This window comes from Streptomyces deccanensis (genome assembly GCF_022385335.1).
Taxonomy (GTDB): Bacteria; Actinomycetota; Actinomycetes; order Streptomycetales; family Streptomycetaceae; genus Streptomyces; species Streptomyces deccanensis.
On sequence record NZ_CP092431.1, the window covers coordinates 7,007,614 to 7,031,203 of the forward strand.

General features: G+C 70.8%; 24 protein-coding genes. 9 read left to right on the top strand and 15 right to left on the bottom strand.

Annotated features, from left to right (window positions below; all coding sequences use genetic code 11):
- Nucleotides 1-18 precede the first annotated feature (18 nt).
- The 3 genes from L3078_RS31275 to L3078_RS31285 form a co-directional block, all read right to left on the bottom strand.
- Nucleotides 19-1,842 (bottom strand): glycoside hydrolase family 18 chitinase, encoded by a 1,824-nt coding sequence (locus tag L3078_RS31275; RefSeq protein ID WP_239757295.1) that lies wholly within the window; start codon nt 1,840-1,842, stop codon nt 19-21.
- 150 nt (nt 1,843-1,992) lie between these two features.
- Nucleotides 1,993-2,634: a response regulator gene (locus L3078_RS31280; RefSeq protein ID WP_239757296.1), complete on the bottom strand. Its 642-nt coding sequence runs from the start codon at nt 2,632-2,634 to the stop codon at nt 1,993-1,995.
- The gene (locus L3078_RS31285; RefSeq protein ID WP_239757297.1) at nt 2,631-3,818 is read right to left on the bottom strand and encodes a sensor histidine kinase; all 1,188 of its coding nucleotides are present in this window, start codon (nt 3,816-3,818) and stop codon (nt 2,631-2,633) included. Before L3078_RS31285 ends, L3078_RS31280 begins: the two co-directional genes overlap by 4 nt.
- 153 nt (nt 3,819-3,971) lie before the next feature.
- Between L3078_RS31285 and L3078_RS31290 the strand changes: the two genes are divergently transcribed.
- Together L3078_RS31290 and L3078_RS31295 are read left to right on the top strand one after the other, a co-directional pair.
- A complete protein-coding gene (locus L3078_RS31290; RefSeq protein ID WP_239757298.1) occupies nt 3,972-4,562 on the top strand; it encodes a hypothetical protein in 591 nt (196 codons plus the stop codon).
- Nucleotides 4,559-4,774 (top strand): DUF5708 family protein, encoded by a 216-nt coding sequence (locus L3078_RS31295; protein ID WP_239757299.1) that lies wholly within the window; start codon nt 4,559-4,561, stop codon nt 4,772-4,774. Before L3078_RS31290 ends, L3078_RS31295 begins: the two co-directional genes overlap by 4 nt.
- Nucleotides 4,775-4,790: 16 nt before the next feature.
- On the opposite strand, the gene L3078_RS31300 is transcribed toward L3078_RS31295, so the two are convergent.
- Genes L3078_RS31300 through L3078_RS31310 form a run of 3 tightly spaced genes read right to left on the bottom strand, consistent with a single transcriptional unit; the run spans nt 4,791 to nt 6,928 of the window.
- The gene (locus L3078_RS31300) at nt 4,791-5,363 is read right to left on the bottom strand and encodes a cob(I)yrinic acid a,c-diamide adenosyltransferase (RefSeq protein ID WP_239757300.1); all 573 of its coding nucleotides are present in this window, start codon (nt 5,361-5,363) and stop codon (nt 4,791-4,793) included.
- Between the two features lie 13 nt (nt 5,364-5,376).
- Entirely contained in the window at nt 5,377-6,126 is a 750-nt protein-coding gene (locus L3078_RS31305; protein WP_239757301.1) for an ABC transporter permease, read from the bottom strand.
- Between the two features lie 19 nt (nt 6,127-6,145).
- Entirely contained in the window at nt 6,146-6,928 is a 783-nt protein-coding gene (locus tag L3078_RS31310) for an ABC transporter ATP-binding protein (RefSeq protein WP_239757302.1), read from the bottom strand.
- A gap of 101 nt (nt 6,929-7,029) precedes the next feature.
- Here L3078_RS31310 and L3078_RS31315 point away from each other — a divergent pair, with 101 nt between their 5' ends.
- The 4 genes from L3078_RS31315 to L3078_RS31330 all read left to right on the top strand — a co-directional run bounded on the left by L3078_RS31315 (nt 7,030) and on the right by L3078_RS31330 (nt 12,098).
- Nucleotides 7,030-7,671: a TetR/AcrR family transcriptional regulator gene (locus L3078_RS31315; protein ID WP_239757303.1), complete on the top strand. Its 642-nt coding sequence runs from the start codon at nt 7,030-7,032 to the stop codon at nt 7,669-7,671.
- A gap of 129 nt (nt 7,672-7,800) precedes the next feature.
- A complete protein-coding gene (locus L3078_RS31320) occupies nt 7,801-8,649 on the top strand; it encodes a 3-hydroxyacyl-CoA dehydrogenase family protein (protein WP_239757304.1) in 849 nt (282 codons plus the stop codon).
- A gap of 198 nt (nt 8,650-8,847) precedes the next feature.
- Nucleotides 8,848-9,171, top strand: a complete 324-nt coding sequence (locus L3078_RS31325) for an STAS domain-containing protein (RefSeq protein ID WP_005480213.1) — start codon at nt 8,848-8,850, stop codon at nt 9,169-9,171.
- 275 nt (nt 9,172-9,446) lie between these two features.
- Nucleotides 9,447-12,098: a PT domain-containing protein gene (locus tag L3078_RS31330; protein WP_239757305.1), complete on the top strand. Its 2,652-nt coding sequence runs from the start codon at nt 9,447-9,449 to the stop codon at nt 12,096-12,098.
- 71 nt (nt 12,099-12,169) lie between these two features.
- Here the strand turns inward: L3078_RS31330 and L3078_RS31335 are convergent, their stop codons facing one another.
- Nucleotides 12,170-13,627 (bottom strand): MFS transporter, encoded by a 1,458-nt coding sequence (locus L3078_RS31335; RefSeq protein ID WP_239757306.1) that lies wholly within the window; start codon nt 13,625-13,627, stop codon nt 12,170-12,172.
- A 56-nt stretch (nt 13,628-13,683) separates the two neighbouring features.
- Nucleotides 13,684-14,085 carry a DUF3291 domain-containing protein gene (locus L3078_RS31340; RefSeq protein ID WP_239757307.1) on the bottom strand — a complete coding sequence of 134 codons (402 nt, stop codon included), beginning with the start codon at nt 14,083-14,085 and terminating at the stop codon, nt 13,684-13,686.
- Between the two features lie 90 nt (nt 14,086-14,175).
- On the opposite strand from L3078_RS31340, the gene L3078_RS31345 reads away from it, so the two are divergent.
- Nucleotides 14,176-14,799 (top strand): MerR family transcriptional regulator, encoded by a 624-nt coding sequence (locus tag L3078_RS31345; RefSeq protein ID WP_239757308.1) that lies wholly within the window; start codon nt 14,176-14,178, stop codon nt 14,797-14,799.
- Nucleotides 14,800-14,994: 195 nt separating this feature from the next.
- On the opposite strand, the gene nucS is transcribed toward L3078_RS31345, so the two are convergent.
- Nucleotides 14,995-15,666, bottom strand: a complete 672-nt coding sequence (nucS, locus tag L3078_RS31350) for an endonuclease NucS (RefSeq protein ID WP_239757309.1) — start codon at nt 15,664-15,666, stop codon at nt 14,995-14,997.
- A 395-nt stretch (nt 15,667-16,061) separates the two neighbouring features.
- On the opposite strand from nucS, the gene L3078_RS31355 reads away from it, so the two are divergent.
- Nucleotides 16,062-16,454, top strand: coding sequence for an SCO5389 family protein (locus L3078_RS31355; RefSeq protein WP_005480204.1), 393 nt, complete (start codon nt 16,062-16,064; stop codon nt 16,452-16,454).
- Nucleotides 16,455-16,551: 97 nt separating this feature from the next.
- Here L3078_RS31355 and L3078_RS31360 read toward each other — a convergent pair whose 3' ends face one another.
- Nucleotides 16,552-17,580, bottom strand: coding sequence for an LLM class flavin-dependent oxidoreductase (locus L3078_RS31360; protein WP_239757310.1), 1,029 nt, complete (start codon nt 17,578-17,580; stop codon nt 16,552-16,554).
- Between the two features lie 221 nt (nt 17,581-17,801).
- Here L3078_RS31360 and L3078_RS31365 point away from each other — a divergent pair, with 221 nt between their 5' ends.
- Entirely contained in the window at nt 17,802-18,152 is a 351-nt protein-coding gene (locus L3078_RS31365; RefSeq protein ID WP_239757311.1) for an ATP/GTP-binding protein, read from the top strand.
- Nucleotides 18,153-18,183: 31 nt separating this feature from the next.
- Here the strand turns inward: L3078_RS31365 and L3078_RS31370 are convergent, their stop codons facing one another.
- From L3078_RS31370 to L3078_RS31390, 5 genes are all read right to left on the bottom strand, one after another.
- Nucleotides 18,184-19,050 (bottom strand): ABC transporter permease subunit, encoded by an 867-nt coding sequence (locus tag L3078_RS31370; RefSeq protein WP_239757312.1) that lies wholly within the window; start codon nt 19,048-19,050, stop codon nt 18,184-18,186.
- A complete protein-coding gene (locus tag L3078_RS31375) occupies nt 19,047-20,324 on the bottom strand; it encodes an ABC transporter ATP-binding protein (RefSeq protein WP_239757313.1) in 1,278 nt (425 codons plus the stop codon). The genes L3078_RS31370 and L3078_RS31375 overlap by 4 nt, the downstream gene beginning before the upstream one ends.
- A 180-nt stretch (nt 20,325-20,504) precedes the next feature.
- Entirely contained in the window at nt 20,505-21,275 is a 771-nt protein-coding gene (locus L3078_RS31380; RefSeq protein ID WP_239757314.1) for an ABC transporter permease, read from the bottom strand.
- Nucleotides 21,272-22,246 (bottom strand): ATP-binding cassette domain-containing protein, encoded by a 975-nt coding sequence (locus L3078_RS31385; RefSeq protein ID WP_239757315.1) that lies wholly within the window; start codon nt 22,244-22,246, stop codon nt 21,272-21,274. Before L3078_RS31385 ends, L3078_RS31380 begins: the two co-directional genes overlap by 4 nt.
- A 180-nt stretch (nt 22,247-22,426) precedes the next feature.
- A complete protein-coding gene (locus L3078_RS31390; RefSeq protein WP_013000631.1) occupies nt 22,427-23,365 on the bottom strand; it encodes a coiled-coil domain-containing protein in 939 nt (312 codons plus the stop codon).
- Nucleotides 23,366-23,590: the final 225 nt, after the last annotated feature.

The window sequence follows — 23,590 nt, forward strand, 5'->3', positions numbered from 1 at the left end:
GCCTAGTACTGCTCGGTACTACTTGAGCCCGTTGCTGATCGCGTTCACCAGCTCTCCGTTGGTCGTGTCTCCGCTGAACTCCCAGAAGAAGGCGCCGCCCAGGCCCTGGTTCTTCGCCCAGGTCATCTTTCCGGCGATGGTGGACGGGGTGTCGTAGCTCCACCAGTTGCTGCCGCAGTGGGCGTAGGCCGTGCCGGCGATCGTGCCGGTGGCCGGGCAGGAGTTCTTCAGGATCTTGTAGTCCTCGATGCCCGCCTCGTAGGTGCCGGGGGCCGCGCCGGTCGCCGTGCCGCCGGGGGCGGACTGGGTGACACCGGTCCAGCCGCGGCCGTAGAAGCCGATGCCGAGCAGCAGCTTGGCGGACGGGACGCCCTTCGACTTCAGCTTGGCGATGGCGTCGGCGGAGTTGAAGCCGGCCTGCGGGATCCCCGAGTACGAGGTCAGTGGGGAGTGCGGGGCGGTCGGGCCGTCCTTGTCGAAGGCGCCGAAGTAGTCGTACGTCATCACGTTGTACCAGTCGAGGTACTGGGCGGCGCCGCCGTAGTCGGCCGCGTCGATCTTGCCGCCGGAGGAGCCGTCGGCGGTGATGGCGGCGGTGACCAGGTAGTTCGCGCCGAACTCGGCACGCAGTGCCTGGGAGAGGTTCCTGAAGGCCGCCGGGCCCGAGGTGTCGCAGGTCAGCCCGCAGGCGTTCGGGTACTCCCAGTCGATGTCGATGCCGTCGAAGACGTCCGCCCAGCGCGGGTCCTCGACCACGGCCTTGCAGGACTTGGCGAACGCGGCCGGGTTCTGCGCGGCCTGGCCGAAGCCGCCGGAGTAGGTCCAGCCGCCGAAGGAGTACAGCACCTTGATGTGCGGGTACTTGGCCTTGAGCTGGCGGAGCTGGTTGAAGTTGCCGCGCAGCGGCTGGTCCCAGGTGTCGGCGGTGCCGCTGACGGACTGGTCGGCGGTGTACGCCTTGTCGTAGGCGGCGTAGGTGTCGTCGACCGTGCACTGGCCGTTCTTGACGTTGCCGAACGCGTAGTTGATGTGGGTGATCTTGGCGGCGGAGCCCGAGGTGACCAGGTTCTTCACGTGGTAGTTGCGGCCGTAGACGCCCCACTCGGTGAAGTAGCCGAGGTTGATCTTCGAGCCCGGGTTCGGGTTCGTGCCGCCGCCGGTGGTCCGGACGGCCGCCGCGCCGCTGACCGGGCCGGTCTGGTCGGCGGTGTCACGGGCCTGGACGGTGTACGAGTAGTCGGTGCCGGCGCTCAGGCCGGTGTCGGTGTAGGTGGTGCCGGTGACGGTGGCGACCTTGGTGCCGCCGCGCAGGACGTCGTAGTTCTTGACGCCCTTGTCGTCGGTGGCGGCGCGCCAGCTCAGCTTCACCGAGGTGTCGGTGACGTCCGAGGTGGTCGGGGTGCCGGGGGCGGAGGGTGCCGCGTCGCCGGGGACGCTGGGGCCGCCGTCGCAACTCGCGCCGTTGAGCTTGCAGTTGGCCGGGGAGCCTGAGCCGCTCCCGTTGAAACCGAAGGAGACGGAGGCGCCGGGGGCGAGGGTGCCGTTCCAGGACTTGTTCTTGGCGGTCCAGTGGGTGCCGGAGGAGGTGACGTCCGCGTCCCAGGCGGAGGTGACCGTCGTGCCGGAGGGGAAGTCCCACTCGACGGTCCAGGAGCTGATGGTCGTGGTGCCGGTGTTCTTCACCGTCCACTTGCCTTCGAAACCGGAACCCCAGTCCTGGGGCTTGGCGTAGGTGGCGGTCGCTTCCGTGGCCGCCTGCGCGGGGGTGGCGAGACCGACCAGGCCGGCGAGGGGGAGGAGGAGGGTCGCGAGACCCGCTATGGCTCTGTGCCTGAAGCGCATGTGCGCCTCCTTGTGGGGTGTCTTGATCATGAGCATGACGTGGCGCAGTGTGGCTGAGAATAGAAAGGTCTGGACCATAGGTCAATGGGTCTGGACCAGTGCGCTCACGCCTGGCACCCCGGCCGGGTCTCCTGGCGGGCCGTGTCGAGGTCAGACCCGCAACTCCTGTGCCAGCACGGCCGCTTGCACCCTGCTGCGCAGGTCGAGCTTCCCCAGCAGACGGCTGACGTGCGTCTTCACCGTCGCCTCCGCCATGTCCAGGCGACCGGCGATCTCCGCGTTCGACAGGCCCTCGCCCAGACAGGAGAGGACTTCCCGCTCCCGCCGGGTGAGGGAGTCGAGGACGGACGGATCGACCGCGGGCTCCCGTACGGGCTTGGCGGCGAACTCCGCGATCAGCCGTCGGGTGACGGCCGGGGCGATCAGACCCTCGCCGCGCCCCACCGTCCGTACCGCCTCGATGAGGTCCCTCGCCTCCGTGTTCTTCAGCAGGAACCCGGAGGCGCCGGCCCGCAGTGCCCCGAACACGTACTCGTCGAGGTCGAAGGTGGTGAGGACGAGGACGTCGGCCAGCCCTTCGGCGACCACCTGCCGGGTCGCCGACACCCCGTCCAGGCGTGGCATCTGCACGTCCATCAGCACCAGGTCCGGCCGCAGCTCCCGCGCCAGCGCGACCGCCCGCTCGCCGTCCGCCGCCTCCCCGACCACCTCGATGTCCGGCGCGCTGCGCAGGATGAGCACCAGCCCGGCCCGTACGGCGGACTGGTCCTCGGCGACGAGCACACGGATCATGCGGGTTCTCCTTCGGTGACGGGGAGCGCGGCGCGTACGCTCCAGATCTTGCCGTGCCGCGCGCTCTCGGGACCCGCCTCGAAGGTGCCGCCCAGCAGGGCCACCCGCTCCCGCATCCCGACCAGACCGGCGCCGGAACCGGGGGCGCTCGGGCCGTCGCGATCGCCGTACGGGCTGGTCACGGCGATGTCGAGGGAGCCGTTCGCCCGGCGCAGCGCGACGGTGACCCGGCCGGGGGCGGCGTGCTTGAGCGCGTTGGTGAGCGACTCCTGGACGATGCGGTAGGCCGCCAGCTCGACGGGGGCGGGGAGGGTCTCGGCGTGGTCGGCGTCCAGGGTGACGTCGAGACCGTTGGTGCGGGCGCCCGCGACGAGGGATTCGAGGCCGTCGAGTGTGGGTGCGACGGACGGTTCGGTGTCGTCGCTCGAATCCCGCAGGATGCCGATCAGCCGGCGCATCTCCGCCAGCCCCGCCACGCTGTTCTCGCGGATGACCCCGAGGGCCTCCTTGGAGGTGTCCGGGTCGTCGAGGGACAGCGCGGCCGTGGAGTGGATCGCGATCGCCGAGAGGTGGTTGGCGACCATGTCGTGCAACTCCCGCGCCATGCGCGCCCGTTCGGACACGACGGCCTGGGCCCGGTCCATCTCCGCCAGCAGGGCCGTCTGTTCCGCGCGCAGCCGGGCCGCCTCGGCGGCGTCACGGTGGTTGCGCACGATCCAGCCGGTGCCGGCGGGCATCAGGGAGACCAGGCCGACCACCACGCCGATCAGCAGCGCCTCCGGATCCCGGAAGGCCGTCAGCGGGACCACGGTGAAGGCGACGGTCACCAGCCCGGCGATCCAGGGCACCCGGCGGGCCGTGGCGGGCGGGCCGTACAGGACGGCCGCGTAGACCAGGTCGGTGAACATCAGGACCGTGATCAGGCTGCCCTGGGTCATGGTGTCCAGGGTCAGCGCGGCCCATCCGACGATCAGGGCCGTGCGGGGCATGACGCGGCGCAGCGCCTCGCAGCCCGCCGTCACGACCAGGGGCGGCAGGACCCACCAGTGGCTCTCGAACACCACGATGCCGTCGCGGGGTGTGCGGGTGTCGAGGCCCAAGACCCACAGCAGCAGGCCGCCGAGGAGTCCGGCGGCGGCGATGCACAGGTCCATCCGGTGCGGGCGGGGCGGTGTGACGGCCATGCCCTCCATCCAACACGGGACGGGGGTCCGGCGCCTGGTGCCCGGGAACGGTCCTGGACTGCATCTTTCGATGTACCGGCACTTCGTCACCGCCGACGACGTATCGGGGGTCGCTCGCCGGGAGCCTGGAAGGGTGAACGAGAGGAGCGAGTCGTGATCGTCGCGTTGATCATCGCCTGCGAAGTCGGTTTCTGGGTCCTGCTGGCACTGGCCCTGGCCGTCCGCTACCTACTGAACAAGCGCCGGGCCAGTGTCGTGCTGCTGCTCTGCGAGCCCGTGCTGGAGCTGGTGCTGTTCGTCGTGACCGCGATCGACCTGAAGAACGGCGCCGAGCCGAGCTGGGAGCACGGGGTGGCCGCGCTCTACATCGGCTTCACCGTCGGCTACGGCCACTACATGATCACGTGGCTGGACGGTCACGCGGCCCACCGCCTGGCCGGCGGGCCCAAGCCGCAGGGCCCGCCGAAGTACGGCCTGGCCCGGGCCCGCCACGAGGGCAGGCTGTGGACGCGGACGCTGGTGGCGATGGGGATCGCCCTGGCCCTGCTCCAGCTGGCCGTCTGGTACGTCGGCGACGACGGGAACGTCGATTCGCTGAGGTCGTTCCAGTGGGTGGCCCTCCGGGCCGCCGGCATCCACGGTCTGGTCGCCCTCGCCTACACGATCTGGCCGAAGAAGGAGCCGGAGGCCCCGAAGGGCGGGGACCGGGACTCCGGGTACGCGAAGGAGAGGATCGGACGATGAGCGCCGCGATGGACGGGACGGTCGGCCGGGCGACACGGAACCTGGTGGAAGGGGCCGCCACCCTCGTGATCGGCCTGGTGCTGTGGCTCTTCACCGAGGGGGTGGAGGTCCCGGTCGTCACCTTGACCAAGGTCGGCGTGGTGATGATGTGCGTGGGGGGCGTCCTCATCGCCACGGGCCTCTACCAGCGGGCTCGCGGGACGCGGTCCTAGACCGTGGAGGGGGCGGCTACCGCTCCCCGCCCGGCACCCACAGCACGTCTCCGACCTCCTTGTTCGCCGTCCTCGCGAGGATGAACAGGAGGTCGGAGAGGCGGTTGAGGTAGGTCGCGGTGAGGGGGTTCATCCCGTCGGCGTGGGTCTCCAGGGCGGCCCAGGTCGAGCGCTCGGCCCGCCGGACCACCGTGCAGGCCTGGTGCAGCAGGGCCGCGCCGGGGGTGCCGCCGGGCAGGATGAAGGAGCGCAGCTTCTCCAGCTCCCCGTTGAAGCGGTCGCAGTCGGCCTCCAGCTTGTCGATGTAGAACTGCTCGACCCGCAGGGGCGGGAACTCGGGGTTCTCGACGACGGGGGTGGAGAGGTCGGCGCCCACGTCGAACAGATCGTTCTGCACCCGCACGAGGACCTTGACGATCTCCTCGTCCAGTCCGCCCAGCGCGATCGCCGTGCCGATCGCCGCGTTGGCCTCGTTGGCGTCCGCGTACGCCGAGATCCGCGGATCGGTCTTGGGCACCCGGCTCATGTCGCCGAGGTTGGTGGTGCCCTGGTCGCCGGTCCTGGTGTAGATGCGCGTCAGATTGACCATGCGACCAGCGTAGTTACGCCCCGGCCGTCCGGAAGACCCGTGTGCCCACCGTCACGGAGACGGCCGTGAGCCCGACGGCCACCAGAACGCCGTACAGCATGGCCGAGGTGGCGTACGCGCCGACGTACGCGTCCCGCATCGCGTCCACCAGATAGCGGAACGGTACGAAGTGGGACAGGACGTCCAGCCAGCCGGGGGCCAGCGACATCGGGAGCATCAGACCCGACAGGAGCATCGACGGCATGGTCAGCGCGTTGACCGCCGGGCCGAACTCGTGCTGGGAACGCGCCTTCATGGCGAGCGCGTACGACAGCGAGGCGAGCGAGACGGTCAGCGCGGCCACGAAGGCGAAGCCGATCAGGACGCCGGCGAGGGGTGCCCGTAGTCCCATGACGAGAGCGACGAGGACCAGCAACACCGCCTGGAAGACGAAGACCGCCGCGTCGCGCAGCACCCGGCCCAGCAGCAGGGCGAGCCGGCTCACCGGGGTGACGCGCATGCGTTCGATCACCCCGGTCTGCTTCTCCAGGATGACCATGAAGCCCGCGAACGAGGCCCCGAACAGGCCCAGTTGCAGCAGCAGGCCGGGCACCAGCACCTGCCAGGAGCTGCCCCGTGAGCCGAGCGGCACCTCGGTGAGCAGCGGGCCGAAGAAGAGCAGATACAGCAGCGGCATCAGTACGCCGAACAGCATCGCGAAGCGGGAGCGCAGGGTCTGGCGGGCGTACCGCCCGAAGATCAGCGCGGTGTCGTGAAGAAGCATGGGAGTCCTCGGACCGGTTCTAGACGGCTACGGGGGTGGTGTCGGCGGGGGAGGGGCCGCGCCCGGTGATGGCCAGGAAGGTGTCCTGGAGCGTGGCGTCGATCGAGCCGCCGTGCTTCAGCTTGAGCGCGCTCGGGGTGTCGTCCGCCACGACCCGGCCCTGGTCGACGACGACGATCCGGTCGGCGAGGGCGTCCGCCTCGTCGAGGTAGTGCGTCGTCAGGAAGACCGTGGTGCCGTGCTCGTCGCGGAGCCGGCGGACCAACTCCCATAGGTCGGCGCGGCTCGCCGGGTCGAGTCCGGTCGTCGGCTCGTCCAGGAAGAGGACTCGGGGCCGGTGGGTGAGCGCCATCGCGATGTCGAGACGGCGCCGCTGACCGCCGGAGAGCGTGGCGCACTTGCGCTCCAGCAGCTCGGTGAGGTCCAGCTCTCGCGCCAACTCCTCGGCTCGCTCGGTGGCCTGGCTCTTCGTCAGGCGGTAGAGCCGTCCCTGGGTGACCAGTTCCTCCCGCACGGTGACCTGTGGGTCCACCCCGCCCGACTGCGCCACATAGCCGCAGGCCCGGCGCACTCCGGAGGGGTCGGTCGCCAGGTCGTGGCCCGCGACCGTGGCCGCGCCGCCGGTCGGGGGCAGCAGGGTGGTGAGCATGCGCAGGGTCGTCGTCTTGCCCGCGCCGTTCGGGCCGAGGAGGCCGAGGATCTCGCCGGGGCGCACGGTCAGGTCGATTCCGCGCACGGCTTCGACGGGGCCGCGTTTCGTCTGGAAGGTACGGCTCAGTCCGGCCGCACTGATGATGGGCATGACCCCACAAAAACAGAGTCACTGAAAATTTGCAATGCCACCAAGTTTTCAGTGGCACCAGGGAAACGTCGTCGCCCGGCGGGGCGACCTACGATGTGCCCATGGCAGAGGGGCTCAGGGAGCGCAAGAAGCGCGAGACGAGGCAGCGGATCTCGGACATCGCCACCGGGCTGTTCCTGGAGCACGGCTTCGTGACCGTCACCATCGCGGAGGTGGCAGAGGCCGCCGACGTCTCCGTGAACACGGTCTACAACTACTTCCCCGCGAAGGAGGACCTCTTCTTCGACCGCAGCGCGGGCATCGTCGACCGGCTCGCCCGCTGGGTGCGTCGTCGCGATCGGGGTGAGTCGGCGGTCGCCGCGGTGCTGCGCGAGTTGCGTGCCGAGGTCGAGGCGGTCTCGCCGCGTGTCGGTCTGATGGAGGGCTACGACCGCTTCATGAAGGCCATCCACGAGGCGCCCGCGCTGCGGTCCCGGCTGTGGAGCATCCAGCAGGAGGTCCAGGACAACCTGGAGGCGGCCCTCCGGGAGGAGACCGGCGCGGCCCCCGACGACCCGCTGCCCACCCTGATCGCGGGTCAGATCAACTGGGTCCACCAGACGGTGATGGCCGTCATCGGGCGCGAGATGCTCGACGGGCGCAATCCGGGCGAAGTGTCACGAGAGGTGCTTCTTCTTCTGGACGGCATGGAGGGGCTGTTGAGCGAGAAGGTGCTCAACTACGCCGTACGACCCTTCGAGTGAGTGCTGCCGGTGTGATGTCCGTCCTTTGAGACGTGACTCGCGTTACTAAGCGGTCACACAGCCCCTCACGAGCGCTAGTGTCCGGCCGAGAGGTCAGTCATCGACAGCGCGTACCAGGGGAGTCGCACAGTGGCACGGAAGCTCGCCGTGATCGGAGCCGGACTCATGGGGTCCGGGATCGCCCAGGTGTCCGCTCAGGCGGGCTGGGACGTCGTCCTGCGTGACGTCACCGACGAGGCGCTCGACCGTGGCATCGGCGGCATCAGGGCGTCGTACGACAAGTTCGTGAGCAAGGGCAAGCTGGCGGCCGAGGACGCCGAGGCGGCGCTGGGGCGGATCACCGCCACCACCGACCTCGACGCCGCCGCCGACGCGGACATCGTCGTCGAGGCCGTCTTCGAGAAGCTGGAGGTCAAGCACGAGATCTTCCGGGCGCTCGACAAGATCGTCCGCGAGGACGCCGTGCTCGCCTCCAACACCTCCGCCATCCCGATCACCAAGATCGCGGCGGCCACCGAGCGTCCCGAGCGGGTCGTAGGCGTCCACTTCTTCTCGCCGGTGCCGATGATGCAGCTCTGCGAACTGGTGCGCGGCTACAAGACGAGCGACGAGACGCTCGCCGCCGCACGGGAGTTCGCCGAGTCGGTCGGCAAGACCTGCATCGTCGTCAACCGGGACGTCGCCGGCTTCGTGACGACCCGTCTCATCTCCGCCCTCGTCGTCGAGGCGGCGAAGCTGTACGAGTCGGGCGTCGCCACCGCCGAGGACATCGACCTCGCCTGCAAGTTGGGCTTCGGCCACGCGATGGGGCCGCTGGCCACGGCCGATCTGACGGGCGTCGACATCCTGCTGCACGCCACGAGCAACATCTACACCGAGTCGCAGGACGAGAAGTTCGCCCCTCCGGAGCTGATGCGCCGGATGGTGGACGCCGGTGACATCGGCCGCAAGAGCGGGCAGGGCTTCTACACCTACTGACGCGGACCCGGCTGACGCCGGCGCGCGTGTCACGGGCGGCCCCTCCCACGCATGTGAACGCATGAGCCTCTCCGGCCTCACCCCTTGAGGTGAATTCGGTATCGGTTCGCTCACAGACGGCAACCTGGCGGTGTCGAACACCGTCAGACGTTGCATCACTCAGATCACGGAGTACGAGACGCACTCACGGGAGCGCTTATGTACATCAGGGGCGACCACGCCGAGCTGGTCGTCGGGGGCCGCCTCGACGTACGCAGCGCGGCGGACGCCCGTACGGTCCTGCACTCGGCCGTCGACGACGGAGCCGGCGACCTGGTGCTCGACCTGTCAGAGCTGGACTCCTGGGACGCCACCGGACTCGGGGTGATCATGGGAGCCCACCGGCGGGCGGGACGGTGCGGACGGCGGCTGGTGCTGCGCGAGGTGCCACCGCAGATGCAGCGGCTGCTCGTGGCCACCCGGCTGCACCGGATCCTCGCGATCGAGGGCGGAATCGGTCTGGAGTCATTGCCCAGAGTGTGAACGCGTGTACGGGCCCGTACGTATGGCTCTGTGTGTGCGGGGCACCCGTGGGGACCATGTGGGCGAAACGCACCACGTTCGCAATCCTCACGAGACTGTGATGTCTCGGACGGCGCGGGACCCCGGACTGTCGGAGATACTGTGCGAAGGTTTAGGGTTCGGCTGCCCGCTGCCAGCTACCCTCGAGCGGGTTCCGGACCAGAAGCGACAGCGCGGTGTGCGACACGGCCGGGAGGGGCTCCAGCACACGAGACGCTTTTGGGGGGCTAGGACCGATGGACCCGAACAACCGGGGACCCGAAGAGTACGGCCATGACGACGCACAGGCGCAGAGCAAGCGTCCGCCACGGGACGCGCTGACGCAGGACTTCGACCGGCACGCCCCGGCGCTCGCCCGCACCGTCCAGCTCGTCTCGGGCGACTTCCTGCTCACCGTCAACCCCGTCGACGGCAGCGAGATAGAGAACTGCCCACCGCACGAAGCGCCTGGTCAGCCCGTCAAGCACACACCCGCCGAGCGCGACGCCATCGACCGCGCCGCCCGGCCGCCGGTGCCCCCGGGCCCCTCGCTGCCCCGACTGCCGCTGCTCCAGCGCGACGAGGAGAGAGCACGCCTCGTACGGCTGCTCGCGCGCGGCCGCTCCGTGCGCCTCACCGGAGCACCCGGTTCCGGTCGCACCACCCTCCTCGACGCGGTCGCCGAGGACTGCGCGGATCTCGCCCCCGACGGCGTCGTCCGGCTGAGCGGCTTCCGGCGCACGGTCGACGACCTGCTGTACGAACTGTTCGCAGCCGTGTACAGCACACCGCTGTTCCGGCCCGCCCGGCAGCAGATCCTCGACATCGTGCGGGACATCGGCGCGGTCGTCGTCCTGGACGACCTGGAGTTCGGCGGGATCGCGCTCGACGAACTGCTCGACGCCACCCCCGAGTGCGCCTTCCTGATCGGCGCCACCCACGACACCCCCCTGCCGTCCGCCGACGCACCCCTGGAGGAGATCGTCCTCGGCGGCTTCGACCGGGCCGGCAGCGAGGAGCTCCTGGAGCGTGTCGTCGGGCGGCCGCTCACCGAGGACGAGGCGAACTGGGCCGGTGACCTCTGGTTCGAGTCCGAGGGACTGCCGCTGCGCTTCACCCAGGCCGGTGCGCTGCTCAGGCAGCGGGACCGGCTGCGGGCGGGCGCGGAGGCCGTCGACGAGTTCGGGGTCTTCCAGGAGGCGCCGCCCGTCGACGCGCCCTTCGACGCCGTCCCGGACGGTCCCGACCTGCCCCTGCCGTCGCTCGCCGAGGGGGCCGCGCCCGCCGCGCTGCTCGCCTCCCGGCTGAGCGCCTCCGCCCGCGAGACCCTCAGGTTCGCCGTCGCGCTCGGCGGGGAGATCCCGCACCAGGCGCACCTGCCCGCCCTGGTGGGAGACACCCACGCCGACGCCGCCCTCGGCGAGCTGGTCGGCTGCGCCCTGGTGACACCTGTCGGCTCCCGCTACCGGCTCGCCGCCGGGGTGCGGACCCAGCTGGAGGCCGCCGGGTACGCCGACGACACCGAGGCGCGCGCCCACACCGCCGCCCAGCACTACGCCTGGTGGGCCGGGCACCCCTCGGTCACCCCCGAGCGGGTCTCGGCCGAGGCGGACGCCGTCCTGGCCGCCCTCACCGCGCTCGTGCCCGCGACGACACCGCCCGGCGAGGACGAGGAGAGCGCCGCCGTGGTGCTGGCCCGGCAGGCGGCGCCCGCGTTCGCCGCCGGGCTGCGCTGGAACGCGTGGGAGCGTGCGCTGCGGGCCGGTGCCGAGGCGGCCGGTCTCGCCGGCGAGACCGGCGAACAGGCCTACTTCCACCATGAGCTGGGCGTCCTCGCGCTCTGCTCCGGGCAGTTGGAGCGGGCCCGGGCGGAGCTGGAGGCCTCCATCGGCCTGCGCAACGTCCTCGCCGACAAGCGCGGCACCGTCGCCGGACGCCGGGCCCTCGCCCTGGTCGCCGACCGCTCCGGGGCGACTCCGCCCGGCGGGCGCACGGCGGCGGGGGAGGAGGTGCCGGACGCCCGTCACGAGGAGTCGGCCTCGCCGCCCGGAGGCGTGCCGTCCGCGTACCCGTCGGCCACCTCGGCCGGCGTCGGCCTCGGGGCGACGGGCCTCGGCGGTGCCGGATCCGGGGCGACGGGTTCGAACGGGACCGGCTTCGGAGCGGTGACCGGCTCGGGGGCGTGGGGGGTGGCCGGAAGCGGCGGGGTCTCCCCGACGCCGGCGGCCAAGGAGACGACGCTCGTCACCCAGCGGGTCGGCTCCAGGTCGCCCGCGCACCGGCTGAGCAGCCTCAAGAGCCTGGTCGGCGGCGCCCGGCGCAACCTGGTCGCGGCGGGGGCGGGTGCGCTCCTCGCCGCCGTCCTGGGCACCGTCGTCACCCTCGGCGCCACCTCCGACCGCAACGGCGACACCCCGGCCGAGCGGGTCGGCGTCAACCCCTCCGCCAGCGAGGGCGTCGACGACGGCGGCCTCGTCGCGGACCGCCCCAAGGCGGGCGACGAGAACGACACCCCGGGCACCCTGCCCGAACCGACCGACCCGGGCCCCGACGGCACCTACGGCACATCGGACGACCCGACGCCGACCGACACGGCGGAGCCGTCGGACGACCCCAGCGGTACGACGGGGGCGTCGGACAAGCCGTCGCCGTCGCCGTCGAAGACGTCCCCGAAGCCGACGCCGACGGACGACCCGACCGGTGATCCGACGGACGACCCGACCGGCGATCCGACGGACGACCCGACCGGCGATCCGACGGACGACCCGACCGGCGATCCGACCGACGACCCGACCGGCGATCCGACCGACGACCCGCCGCCCCCCGGCACCACCGACACCGCCACCGCCCCGACGGCGACGACCGCCTCGGCGACCGAGCCCGAGCCTCCGGCCGACGCCGTGGCCTGACGGCGGCGGGCCGCGGGTCCCGCGTACGGTGGCCGCCCATGGAGGCGGCCACCGCGCCTCGCGGGGCCGGTTCAGTCGCCGTCGGGCGCGGTCGTCGTCGCCGGGCGCGGGTGGCGGGGAATGGCGAGCGCGCACAGGGCGCCGGCGAGCACCACCGCGACGCCGACCCACACCGCAGGCCGCAGACCGTCGACGAACTCCTGAGGGCTCCGCGTGCTGCCGTAGGCCACGAACACGGTGCTGAGCACGGCGATGCCGAGCGCGCCGCCGATCTCGCGGACGGTGGTGTTGGCGCCGGACGCCTTGCCCGCGTGCTCCTTGGCGACCGACCCCAGGACCACCGCGGCCGTGGGGGCGAAGACGAAGCCCATGCCGATGCCCGCCACGATCATCGGGCCGACGAGGGCGGAGTAGGGCGTGTCGGTGCCGGCGACCAGGTTGATCCAGCCGAGCCCCACGCCCTGGAGGAACAGGCCGAGCGCCATCAGACGGCCGCCGCCGACCTTGTCGGTGAGGAGCCCGGCGACGGGGGCGACGAACATCGGCATCAGGGTCCAGGCGAGGGTGCGGACGCCGGCCTCCAGCGGGGTGCGCGGCGGCACGAGCTGGAGGTATTGGGCCAGCAGGAACAGGGAGCCGAACACGCCGAAGTACATGGTCGCCGAGACGACGTTGGTGAGCGTGAAGGCGCGTACCCGGTAGAAGGACAGCGGCAGCATGGGTTCGGGGGACCGGGCCTCCCAGGCGACGAAGGCGACCAGCAGCACGGTGCCGCCGAGGAACGCGCCCAGGACCTTCGCCGAGGCCCAGCCGTCGGGTTCGCCGTGCACGATCGCCCACACCGCGGCGCACAGCCCGGCCGCCGCCAGCAGCATGCCGACCAGGTCGAGGCGCGCGCCGGGCAGGGAGCTCTCCCGCAGGGCCATCAGGACCAGGGGGACGGCGATCACGCACACCGGCACGTTGATCCAGAAGATCCACCGCCAGTCGAGGCCGTCGACCACCGCGCCGCCCACCACGGGGCCCATGGCCACGGCCAGGCCGCTCACCCCGGACCAGATGCCGAGCGCCATTCCGCGCAGGCGCTCGGGGACCGCCTGGGACAACAGGGTCAGCGACAGCGGCATGACGGCGGCCGCGCCGAAGCCCTGGAGCGTGCGGAAGGTGATCAGCTGGGCGCTGGTGTCGGACAGGCCGCAGCCTATGGAGGCCAGCGTGAACACGACGACGCCGACGACGAAGACCATGCGGCGCCCGAAGCGGTCCCCGAGTGCCGCGCCGGTCATCAACAGACAGGCGAAGCTGAGGACGTAGGCGTTGACGAACCACTGGAGCTGCTGGGTGTTCGCCTCCAGGTCGACGGCCAGGGTGTGCAGGGCCGTGGAGACGACGAGGTTGTCGAGCGCGACCATGAACATGGGCAGGCTGCACGCGACGACGGCGAGCCACAGGGGGACGCGCCGCTCGCCGGGGGCGGCCGGCTCCGGGGCGGGACTGTCGAGAACGGCGTTCTCTCCGGACAACGTCATGGTGGGGTCTCCTCTGGCGGAAGGCGGCGGAAGGCGCGGAAGGCGCGGCCGGGGGATCAGGAGGTGCTCTGCGCCTGCTCGGCGAGGCGGCGCCGGGCGTCAGGCCAGGCGATGGGCAGATCGGCCGAGGGGACCTGCCAGAAGGTGAAGACCGAGTCCTTCATCGTGGGCCGCAGGCCGTTCATGATCGACCGGTGCGGTTCGGTCCTCGCGTACGTGTACAGCGCCTCCTTGTCCTCCCACGCCGACAGGGTCCAGAAGGTGCGCTTCAGGGGCTCGGCGATCAGTGAGGCGCCGTAGGCCCCGGGCGCGCCGGAGACCTGCTTCCACGCGGACAGGGACTGGAGGAAGAACCGCGGTACGTCCTTGAGCGAGCGGACCTCCAAGCGCGAGGCCATGACGAACGCCTCGGTGTCCGGTGCGGGGGTGCTGACCGTGGTCCAGCGCAGGGTGGGCATGACTGTGGCCCTCTCCGAGGAGATGTTGGATACCTTCACTATCTATGTTAGACAGTGAAGGTATCCAACTTCTAGTGCTGGGGGCGACCGATGCGCATCTCCGAGCTGAGCCGCCGCAGCGATGTCTCCGTCGCGACGATCAAGTACTACCTCCGCGAGGGGCTGCTCCCGGCCGGACGGCAGATCTCGGCGACGCAGGCCGAGTACGACGAGAGCCATGTGCGCAGGCTCCGGCTGATCCGTGCGCTGATCGGCGTCCGAGGGCTGTCCGTCAGCACCACCCGGGAGCTGCTGGGCGCGCTGGCGGAGCACGCCGGCGACACCCATCTGCAGCTGGGCCTCGCCCTGGGGGCCATCCGGCTCACCGAGGAGGCCGCCGAGGCGCCCTCGGAGACGGGGAAGGTGGACGCCCTGGTCGAGGAGCTGGGGTGGAACGTGCACGAGTCGGCACCCGCGCGCGTGGCGCTGGCCGAGACCCTGACCACGCTGCGGACCCTCGGCGCCCCGCTCGACTGGCAGGTGCTGCTGCCGTACGCCCGCCTCGCGGAGCGCACCGCGACCCTCGACCTCGACCAACTGGAGGGGATCGAGGACTCGTTGGAGGCCGCCGAGCGCGCCCTCCTGCTGACCGTCCTCCTGGAGCCCGCGCTGCTGGCGCTCAGGCGCATGGCCCAGGAGAACGAGTCGGCACGCCGGTACGCCGGGGACCAGTAGGACTCCGTTAGGCGGCGAGCAGAACCTGCGGCAGTTCGTGAACCGGTCGACCTGGGATCCGGTTCCGGTGCGGCGGCGGGGATCGCCCGGCGATCGGTGCCCCGTGGGACCCGGCGATTTCATCCGAGTGAGGCCATGCGGCAGGGGCCACTCCCGCGCCCGCGGGTCGATTCGCGGGCACGGGAGGGGGTGCGGCTAGAACAGGCGCAGCTTGTCGTCCTCGATGCCGCGCAGGGCGTCGTAGTCGAGGACCGCGCAGCCGATGCCGCGGTCGGTGGCGAGGACCCGGGCCTGGGGCTTGATCTCCTGGGCGGCGAAGATGCCGCGGACCGGCGCGAGATGCGGGTCGCGGTTCAACAGCTCCAGATAGCGCGTGAGTTGCTCGACGCCGTCGATCTCGCCCCGCCGCTTGATCTCCACCGCGACGGTCGCGCCGTCGGCGTCCCGGCACAGGATGTCGACGGGGCCGATCGCGGTCATGTACTCGCGGCGGATGAGGGTGTAGCCCTCGCCCAGGGTCTCGATGCGGTCGGCGAGCAGCTCCTGCAGGTGCGCCTCCACGCCGTCCTTGATCAGCCCCGGGTCGACACCCAGCTCGTGCGAGGAGTCGTGGAGGACCTCCTCCATCGTGATGATGAGCTTCTCGCCCGCCTTGTTGATGACGGTCCAGACGCCCTCCTCGTCCCCGGAACCCTCCTTCAGCGTGCAGGGCGGCGACATCCAGTTGAGGGGCTTGTAGGCCCGGTCGTCCGCGTGGATCGAGACGCTGCCGTCCGCCTTCACCAGGATCAGGCGAGGGGCCGAGGGGAGATGGGCGGTGAGCCGGCCCGCGTAGTCGACGGAGCAGCGGGCAATGACGAGACGCATGGTCGGCAACGCTACTCGACGCCGACGGGTGCGCGCGATTCGACCGCCGCGACAGCCTTCACCGGAGCCCGCTCCGCCGCCGTCGCTCCTCCCCGGGCACCGTTCGACGACACCGCCGAACCCGCCCGCCGACTGTCGCCCTCCGTCACGCTCTCCCGCCCCTCACGTGGGCCTTCGTCGTCCCCCGGCATGTGCCGCTGTCAACTCCTGTTCGGCATTGGCTGATTGTGTGCGTCACAGGCCCTGTCGGTGCGCGCAATCTCCTGGTGCGGTCACCTTCGGTTGCTTACGGTAGAAACTGGAGGTCGCGAAGCGTGCACTCTGCGTGTTCGCCGACCCGATCTCCGCCCCTGTCCGTCAACCCCTGTTGTTGTGGGGGTGCGAGAGGAGAACCCATGTCGCTCGACGTCTCACCGGCCCTACTCGAACAGGCCGAGCGAGGCGAGGTCGACGAAGCCGCCTTCGTCGACTGCGTCCGGACCTCCCTGCCTTACGCGTGGGAGATGATCAGCTCTCTGGTGGCCCAGCTGAAGGTCGACGGCGGAGAGTTCGCCGACAACCAGACGCCCCCGCCGGACGAGCAGGCGCGCGGGCAACTGCTCCGCGCGCTCGCCAGTGACGCGATTCGCGGCGCGCTTCAGCGGCACTTCGGTGTACGGCTGGCCTTCCAGAACTGCCACCGGGTGGCGGTGTTCCCACTGGACCCGTCCGTGGACGACAGGCTGGCCCGCTTCACCTCGATCCGCGGTCAACTCCTCAACCAGTCCCCGGAACTCCGGGACTGCTGAGGGCATGAAGCGCCACAGCTTGCCGCTCCCATCGCGGGAGGTGCATCGGTAACCGGGGCGGCAAGCTCCCCGCAGTCGTAAGCGCAGTCGCAGTGGCTCAGCCGAGGTGAGGCAGCACCTCGGCACCGAGTCGCCGTACGTTCTCCTCCGTCGCCGCCAGATCGCCGGAGCCCTCGACGAGCAGGGCGAACCGGGAGATGCCCGTCCGTTCGCTGGTCGCCGCGAGCCGGTCGGCGCACAGCCGCGGCGTCCCCACCGGGTGCAGCCCGCAGAGCAGTTCGGTGTAGGCCAACGGGTCCCGCATGGCGCGGGCGCGGCCGTCGACGGTCACATGCGCGTCGAGCCCCTGCTTCAGCCAGCCCGGCATCGCCTTGGTGAGCGCCTCCACGGCGTCGGTGCGCCGGTCCGCGATCTGGCAGACGCCGGCCGAGACATGGGCCGCGCCGGAGATCTCCTCCGGCGAACGGCCCGCCGCCCGGGCGCAGGTGCGCCACAGCGCGACCATCTCGGCCTTCTCCTCGTCGCCCACATGCATGCCGAGGAGCATCGAGAGCCCGCGCTCGGCGGCCAGCTTCACACTCGTCGGCGAGGTGCAGGCGACGACGACCTCCGGACCCGGTGTCTCGTCCAGGTCCTCCGCGGGCCTCGGGACGACGGGCACCTCACGGAAGCTGAATCGTTCCCCCGACGCCGAGACCGTGGGCTCCCGCAGCCAGCGCATGAGCAGATCGAGTGATTCCGGGAAGCCCTTCTCGTACGCCTCCAGCCCGGAGCCGAAGACCTCCAGATCGACCCACGGCCCGCCGCGCCCGACGCCCAGGGAGAAGCGTCCGCCGGAGGTCACATGCAGCAGCGCGGCCTGTTCGCCCAGGGCCACGGGGTGGACGGTGGGCAGCACGCTGACCGCCGTGCCGACCCGGATACGCCGGGTGCGGCCCAGCAGTAACGCGGCGAGGGTGATCGCCGACGGGCAGGTGCCGTACGGCACGAAGTGGTGCTCGGCCAGCCAGACCGCGTCCAGCCCTGCCTCGTCCGCCACTTCGGCGGTCCGCACCGCCCGATGGAGCGCCTCCCCCTGGCCCTGGCCGGGGAACTGGGCGCCCAGTACAAATGTTCCTACGTGCATCGCTCTTCCTGCTTCCTCGGCTCCGACTCGGGAGCTCCCCCACCGGCATAACCCCGTGACACGTGCCGAAGACACGGCCTGGCGACGAGATTTGCGGATTGTCTGCAGAATGGGCCGGGCGGAGGGCGTTCTGAGGGGATTGGTCACGTACGCATACCCCCACCGGGCCCGCGTAGGCTGGATGCCAACCCTGCTCCCTGTATAGCCCCGTGAGGTGTTCCGTGTCCCCGCGTCGCAACCGCCCCAAGGACTCTGGTGCGTCGGGCCCGTCGGGTCCGTCAGGCCGCAGCGCGGACGAGGACCGGTCGGACCGGTACGGCGGCTGGCAGACCAGCGAGCCCTGGCGGGGCGAGGAGTGGAGCGTGCGCCATGTGGCGGGCGCGAGCGCGGCCGGCAAGACCTACCGCTGCCCCGGCTGCGACCAGATGATCCCCTCCGGGGTGCCGCACGTCGTCGCCTGGCCCGAGCACTCGGGCGTCGACGAGCGCCGGCACTGGCACAAGGCCTGCTGGAACGCGAAGGACCGCCGCACCTCGCGGGTGCAGCGGTCCCGTAACGCGCCGAGGTTCTGACACCTCGCGGACCCTCGGTCGTAGTCCCCGGTCAGACGTCCCGCTTCTCCAGCAGGGCGTACGCGCCGACGAACGCGGCCGCCACCAGACCGAGCATGATCCACAGCGGGTCCCAGCCCGACGGGCCGGTCTGGCTGAGCTCCGCGCCGTAGAAGACGCTCAGCTGACTCGGGATCGAGTACTCCAGCAGGAACTCCTGCACGTCCTTCAGCGACTCCGAGAACATGAAGATCGCGATGACCAGCGGCGCGAGGAAGACGCCGAGCATGATGGTGATCGCACCGGCGGAGTGCCGGATCAGTGAGCCCATCAGCAGCGACAGCAGCCCGAAGAGCGCGAGGAAGAGGCTCACGCCGACGGTGGCCTTGAACCACTCCTCGCCGTCGGGGTTCAGCACGCCGTTGCCCTCCAGGATCGCCACCTGGGCGAAGCCGACGAACGCGGTGGTGACCAGGGTGACCGTGAAGGTGAGGGCGAAGAACACGATGGCCTTCGCGAGCAGCACCCGGCCACGGCTCGGGCAGGCCGTCATCGTGGTCCGGATCATTCCCGTGCCGTACTCGGACGCGGTGGTCAGCACCCCGAGCGTGATGACGCAGACGCTGCCGATCATCAGTCCGAACAGGCCGAGACCGAGCGGGGACTCGCCCTCCAGGTTCATGTCCGTGGAGGAGGCGATCAGGGCGAAGAGCAGACCGAGGCCGATCACCAGGACGACGAAGACACCCAGCGTCCACATCGTCGAACGGACCGACTTGATCTTCGTCCACTCGGACGAGAGCGCGTGCCCGAGGTGGGTGCGCACGACCGGGATCGGCGAGGTGTACGAAGTGCCCGGCGCGCCCTGCCAGTTGGGGGCGGGCGGCTGCTGCGTGACGGGCGGCTGGGGCGTGCTCATCGGGCGTCCTCGGACTTCGTCAGGTCGGCGGCGGGCGCGGGGGCCGCGGGTGCGGGGGAGGGGGCCGGCGCGGCGGCGGGCTGCGCGGGCGCCGGGGGCGCGGACGGGGGCGCGGACTGGGCGTACGGGTTCGCCTGGGGCTGCGCGGGCGCCGGAGCGGGCGCCGTGGGAGCCGGAGCGCCGTACGGACCGGCCGACGGCTGGCCCTGCGGTGCCGGGTGGCCCTGCGGTGCGTACGGCTGGCCGCCCTGCTGCGGTGCCGGCGGGGCGTACCAGCCCGGCTGCCCCTGTCCGGGCACCGGCATCGGCGGCTGCGCGCCGGGCGGCAGGGGCTGCTGGAGACCGGCCTTCTGGTCGGTCGTCGAGCGGTAGTCGACGGCGCCCTGCGTCATCCGCATGTACGCCTCCTCCAACGAGGCCTGGTGCGGCGACAGTTCCCACAGCCGTACGTCGGCGCCGTGCGCGAGGTCGCTGATCCGGGGGAGCGGCAGACCCATGACACGCAGTGCCCCGTCCTGCTCGGGCAGCACCTGGCCCCCCGCCTCGGTCAGCGCCGCCGACAGCTTCTCGCGCTGCTGCGGCTCGCTGTCCGGCGTCCGTACGCGCGCGAAGTCGGCGGAGTTCGCCGAGATGAAGTCCTTGATGCTCATGTCGGAGAGCAGCTGCCCGCGACCGATCACGATGAGGTGGTCGGCGGTCACCGCCATCTCGCTCATCAGGTGCGAGGAGACGAAGACGGTACGGCCCTCGGCGGCCAGCGCCTTCATCAGGTTGCGGACCCAGAGGATGCCCTCGGGGTCGAGGCCGTTGACCGGCTCGTCGAAGAGCAGCACCTGGGGGTCGCCGAGCAGGGCGGCGGCGATGCCGAGCCGCTGGCCCATGCCGAGCGAGAAGCCCTTGGAGCGTTTCTTGGCGACGTCCTGGAGGCCGACGACCCCGAGCACCTCATCCACTCGGCGGGCTGGGATGCCCGACAGCTGGGCCAGGGACAGCAGGTGGTTGCGGGCGTGCCGGCCGCCGTGCACCGCCTTGGCGTCGAGCAGCGCACCGACCTGACGGGCCGCGTTCGGCAGCTTGCGGTACGGATAGCCGCCGATCGTCACCTGCCCGGAGGTGGGATTGTCCAGGCCCAGGATCATGCGCATCGTCGTCGACTTGCCCGAGCCGTTGGGGCCCAGGAAGCCGGTGACGGCCCCCGGCCGCACCTGGAAGGAAAGGTTGTACACGGCCGTCTTGGCGCCATAGCGCTTCGTCAGGCCGACTGCCTCGATCATGCTCCGCACCCATCGAACGGTTCGTGACGTCTCGGAATCGTCTCAGGACGTCGGGGCGCACGCCCCCGTAAGGATTAGGAGCTTATCGGGGCGCTGACGGTTCCGGCCAAGAGGAAGTAAAACCGCGCAGGTCACCGGCCGGTTGTTTTGGCATGTACGTAACCGCTGGTCAGGACCTGCTCACGCGTCGCGCCTCTTGAGCGACACATAGCCGACGAGCAGGGCCGCCGCCACCCACAGCGCCATGATGCCGAGACCGCCCCAGGGCCCGTACGGCGTGTCGTCGTCGACCGGGGTGACCACCTGCATGATCTTGCTGCCGGCCTGGTCGGGGAGGTAGCGGCCGACCTTCTCGGTGGCGGCGACGTTGCCCAGGATGTTGGAGATCAGGAAGAAGAACGGCATCAGGATGCCCAGCGACAGCATCGGGCTGCGCAGCATCGCCGCGACGCCCATCGAGAACATCGCGATCAGGGTCATGTAGAGCCCGCCGCCGAAGACCGCCCGCAGCACACCCGGATCGCCGATCTCGGCCCGGTGCGAGCCGAGCATCGCCTGCCCCAGGAAGAACGTCACGAAGCTGGTCACGAGCCCCACCGCGAAGGAGAGGGCGGTGGCCACCGCGATCTTGCTGAAGAGGAACGTGCCGCGCTGCGGCACGGCGGCCAGCGAGGTCCGGATCATGCCGGTGCTGTACTCGTTCGACACCACCAGCACCCCGAACACGATCATCGCCAGCTGGCCGAGGGTCATCCCCGCGAAACTGATGAACGTCGGGTCGAACGAGAGCCGGTCGTCGCGGCTCAGACTGTCGAACTCGTTCTTCGACAGCAGCGAGATCAGCACGCCGAGCGCGATCGTGACGATCCCGGCCAGCGACAGCGTCCACACCGTGGACGCCACCGAACGGATCTTGGTCCACTCCGAGCGGACGACCTGGGCCGCGGTCACGGCCGGCCCTCCCGCTTCCAGCCGGCGCCCCAGGCGGGCGCCGGGGGCGGGCTCACCACCGGGGTGCCGTCGTGCGCGTGGTACTCCACCGACTCGGCGGTCAGCCGCATGAACGCCTCCTCCAGCGACGCCTGTTGGGGACTCAGCTCGTGCAGCACGATCCGGTGCTCGGCGGCCAGCTCGCCGATCTGCTCCGGTTTCCCGCCGTCCACCTCCAGCGCCCCGTCACCCGCCTCCTCGACCAGCACCCCGACGGCGTGCAGCGCGTCGAGCAGCTGTTCCCGCTGGGGGGTGCGGATCCGTACGTACGACCGTGAGTTCCGCTGGATGAACTGTGCCATCGAGGTGTCGGCGAGGAGCCGTCCCTGTCCGATCACCACGAGGTGGTCGGCGGTCAGCGCCATCTCGCTCATCAGGTGCGACGACACGAACACGGTCCTGCCCTGGGCGGCGAGGGACTTCATCAGGTTCCGGATCCAGTGGATGCCCTCGGGGTCGAGGCCGTTGACGGGCTCGTCGAACATCAGGATCCGCGGATCGCCGAGCAGCGCGCCGGCGATGCCGAGCCGCTGACCCATGCCGAGCGAGAACCCCTTCGCCTTCTTCCGCGCGACCGACGTCAGTCCGACCGTGTCCAGCACCTCGTGCACCCGGGCCCGGGGGATGCCGTTGCTCTGCGCGAGGCACAGCAGGTGATTGAAGGCGCTGCGGCCGCCGTGCATCGCCTTGGCGTCCAGCAGCGCGCCGATGTACGTCAGCGGGTCCCTCAGGCGGTCGTAGTGCGTGCCGTCGATCCGGACGTCCCCCGCCGTCGGGCGGTCCAGCCCCAGGATCATGCGCATCGTCGTCGATTTCCCGGCTCCGTTGGGTCCGAGAAAACCGGTCACGATCCCGGGCCGCACGGCGAAAGTCAGATTGTTCACCGCGACCTTCTCGCCATACCGCTTGGTCAGCCCGTCGAGCTCGATCATGCGGCCACGCTAAAACGGTGCCGGGGGCCCTGCCACCGGAGCACTGGTGACCGCCGCCCCGCTTTTCAGGGGCGCGGGAACTGCGCGACCGCAGCTACACCGGAACGCCGAAGCCCGCGCCCCCCGGAGGGGAGACGCGGGCCCGTGGTGCCTCGGCCGGTGGGACGGCAGGTGACCGTGTTACCGGGACTGCTGCGCCGGAACCCCGCGGGAGATCGGCTCGTCGTCGGTGACCGGCGTGCCCGCGGCGGCGACCGCCGCACCCGTGAGGGTCGCCAGCATCTCGCGCACGTTCGTCAGCTGGGCGTTGATCGAGTCGCGACGGTTGGTGAGCGCCGCCAGCTCGCGCTCGGATTCCGAACGGATCCGGTCCGCCTTGGCGTTCGCGTCCGCGACGATGTCCTCGGCCTGACGCTGCGCGGTCTCCACCGTCTGGCGGGCGCGGCGCTCGGCGTCGGTGCGCAGCTTCTCGGCCTCCAGGCGGAGCTGCTCCGCGCGGTGCTCGATCTCCGCGAGACGCTTCTCCGCCTTCTGCTGACGCGAGGCCAGGTCGCGCTCGGACTGCTCGCGACGCTTGGCGAGGTTCGTCTCGAAGTCGGCGGCGGCCTGCGCGGCCTTCGCACGGGTCTCCTCGAAGAGGGCGTCCGCCTCCTCGCGCTTGGACTGCGCGTCCTTCTGCGCCTCGGCACGCAGCTGCGACGCGTCGCTCTTGGCCTTCTCGACGATCCGGACGCCCTCGTCCTCGGCCTTGGCCTTGCGCTCCGCGGAGAAGGACTCCGCGTCGTTGCGCACCTGCTGGGCCGCCGACTCGGCGAGCTCACGGTGCTGCTCGGCGGCGCGGCGGGCCTCCTCGCGCAGGTCCTTCGCCTCCTCCTCGGCGAGGCGGAGGATCTTCTCGACGCGCGCGCCGAGACCGGCGTAGGACGGCTCGGCGTCGGTCACCGCGGCCTGGGCGTTCTGCGTCTCGAGGTGGAGCTCCTCGATGCGCTTCTCCAGGGCGGTGATGCGGGCGAGAGCGGAGTCACGGTCGGAGACGAGCTTGGAGATACGTTCGTCCACCTGAGCGCGGTCGTATCCACGCCGCACAAGCTCGAAGCCGTAGGGGGAAGTGTCGCTCATGGGGTTCCTGTCGAATGAGACCGGTGAGGTGATAGGTGGAATCCTAGGGGGCGAAGCGGCGTGTCATCGAGCAGATGCACGTTTGATCTGGAGAATGACACCCCTTTTGAGTGGCCGACCATCGGAATACTTGCCAGAAACTTTGCGTAAAGGCCCTGAAAGCACAGACGGCACAGATGGCAAGCACAGAACGAGCACAAATTGATGTCCGTAGAGCCAGGGCGG

Excerpts from the sequence above, each read along its gene's own strand:
- L3078_RS31300 (WP_239757300.1), bottom strand. The coding sequence starts at position 5,363 with ATGGTCAATCTGACGCGCATCTACACCAGGACCGGCGACCAGGGCACC.
- L3078_RS31385 (WP_239757315.1), bottom strand. The coding sequence starts at position 22,246 with ATGATCGAGCTCGACGGGCTGACCAAGCGGTATGGCGAGAAGGTCGCG.
- nucS (WP_239757309.1), bottom strand. The coding sequence starts at position 15,666 with ATGCGTCTCGTCATTGCCCGCTGCTCCGTCGACTACGCGGGCCGGCTC.
- L3078_RS31370 (WP_239757312.1), bottom strand. The coding sequence starts at position 19,050 with ATGAGCACGCCCCAGCCGCCCGTCACGCAGCAGCCGCCCGCCCCCAAC.
- L3078_RS31375 (WP_239757313.1), bottom strand. The coding sequence starts at position 20,324 with ATGATCGAGGCAGTCGGCCTGACGAAGCGCTATGGCGCCAAGACGGCC.
- L3078_RS31285 (WP_239757297.1), bottom strand. The coding sequence starts at position 3,818 with ATGGCCGTCACACCGCCCCGCCCGCACCGGATGGACCTGTGCATCGCC.
- L3078_RS31295 (WP_239757299.1), top strand. The coding sequence starts at position 4,559 with ATGAGCGCCGCGATGGACGGGACGGTCGGCCGGGCGACACGGAACCTG.
- L3078_RS31335 (WP_239757306.1), bottom strand. The coding sequence starts at position 13,627 with ATGACGTTGTCCGGAGAGAACGCCGTTCTCGACAGTCCCGCCCCGGAG.
- L3078_RS31325 (WP_005480213.1), top strand. The coding sequence starts at position 8,848 with ATGTACATCAGGGGCGACCACGCCGAGCTGGTCGTCGGGGGCCGCCTC.
- L3078_RS31360 (WP_239757310.1), bottom strand. The coding sequence starts at position 17,580 with ATGCACGTAGGAACATTTGTACTGGGCGCCCAGTTCCCCGGCCAGGGC.
- L3078_RS31390 (WP_013000631.1), bottom strand. The coding sequence starts at position 23,365 with ATGAGCGACACTTCCCCCTACGGCTTCGAGCTTGTGCGGCGTGGATAC.
- L3078_RS31305 (WP_239757301.1), bottom strand. The coding sequence starts at position 6,126 with ATGCTTCTTCACGACACCGCGCTGATCTTCGGGCGGTACGCCCGCCAG.
- L3078_RS31310 (WP_239757302.1), bottom strand. The coding sequence starts at position 6,928 with ATGCCCATCATCAGTGCGGCCGGACTGAGCCGTACCTTCCAGACGAAA.
- L3078_RS31355 (WP_005480204.1), top strand. The coding sequence starts at position 16,062 with ATGTCGCTCGACGTCTCACCGGCCCTACTCGAACAGGCCGAGCGAGGC.
- L3078_RS31280 (WP_239757296.1), bottom strand. The coding sequence starts at position 2,634 with ATGATCCGTGTGCTCGTCGCCGAGGACCAGTCCGCCGTACGGGCCGGG.
- L3078_RS31315 (WP_239757303.1), top strand. The coding sequence starts at position 7,030 with ATGGCAGAGGGGCTCAGGGAGCGCAAGAAGCGCGAGACGAGGCAGCGG.
- L3078_RS31275 (WP_239757295.1), bottom strand. The coding sequence starts at position 1,842 with ATGCGCTTCAGGCACAGAGCCATAGCGGGTCTCGCGACCCTCCTCCTC.
- L3078_RS31345 (WP_239757308.1), top strand. The coding sequence starts at position 14,176 with ATGCGCATCTCCGAGCTGAGCCGCCGCAGCGATGTCTCCGTCGCGACG.
- L3078_RS31330 (WP_239757305.1), top strand. The coding sequence starts at position 9,447 with ATGGACCCGAACAACCGGGGACCCGAAGAGTACGGCCATGACGACGCA.
- L3078_RS31340 (WP_239757307.1), bottom strand. The coding sequence starts at position 14,085 with ATGCCCACCCTGCGCTGGACCACGGTCAGCACCCCCGCACCGGACACC.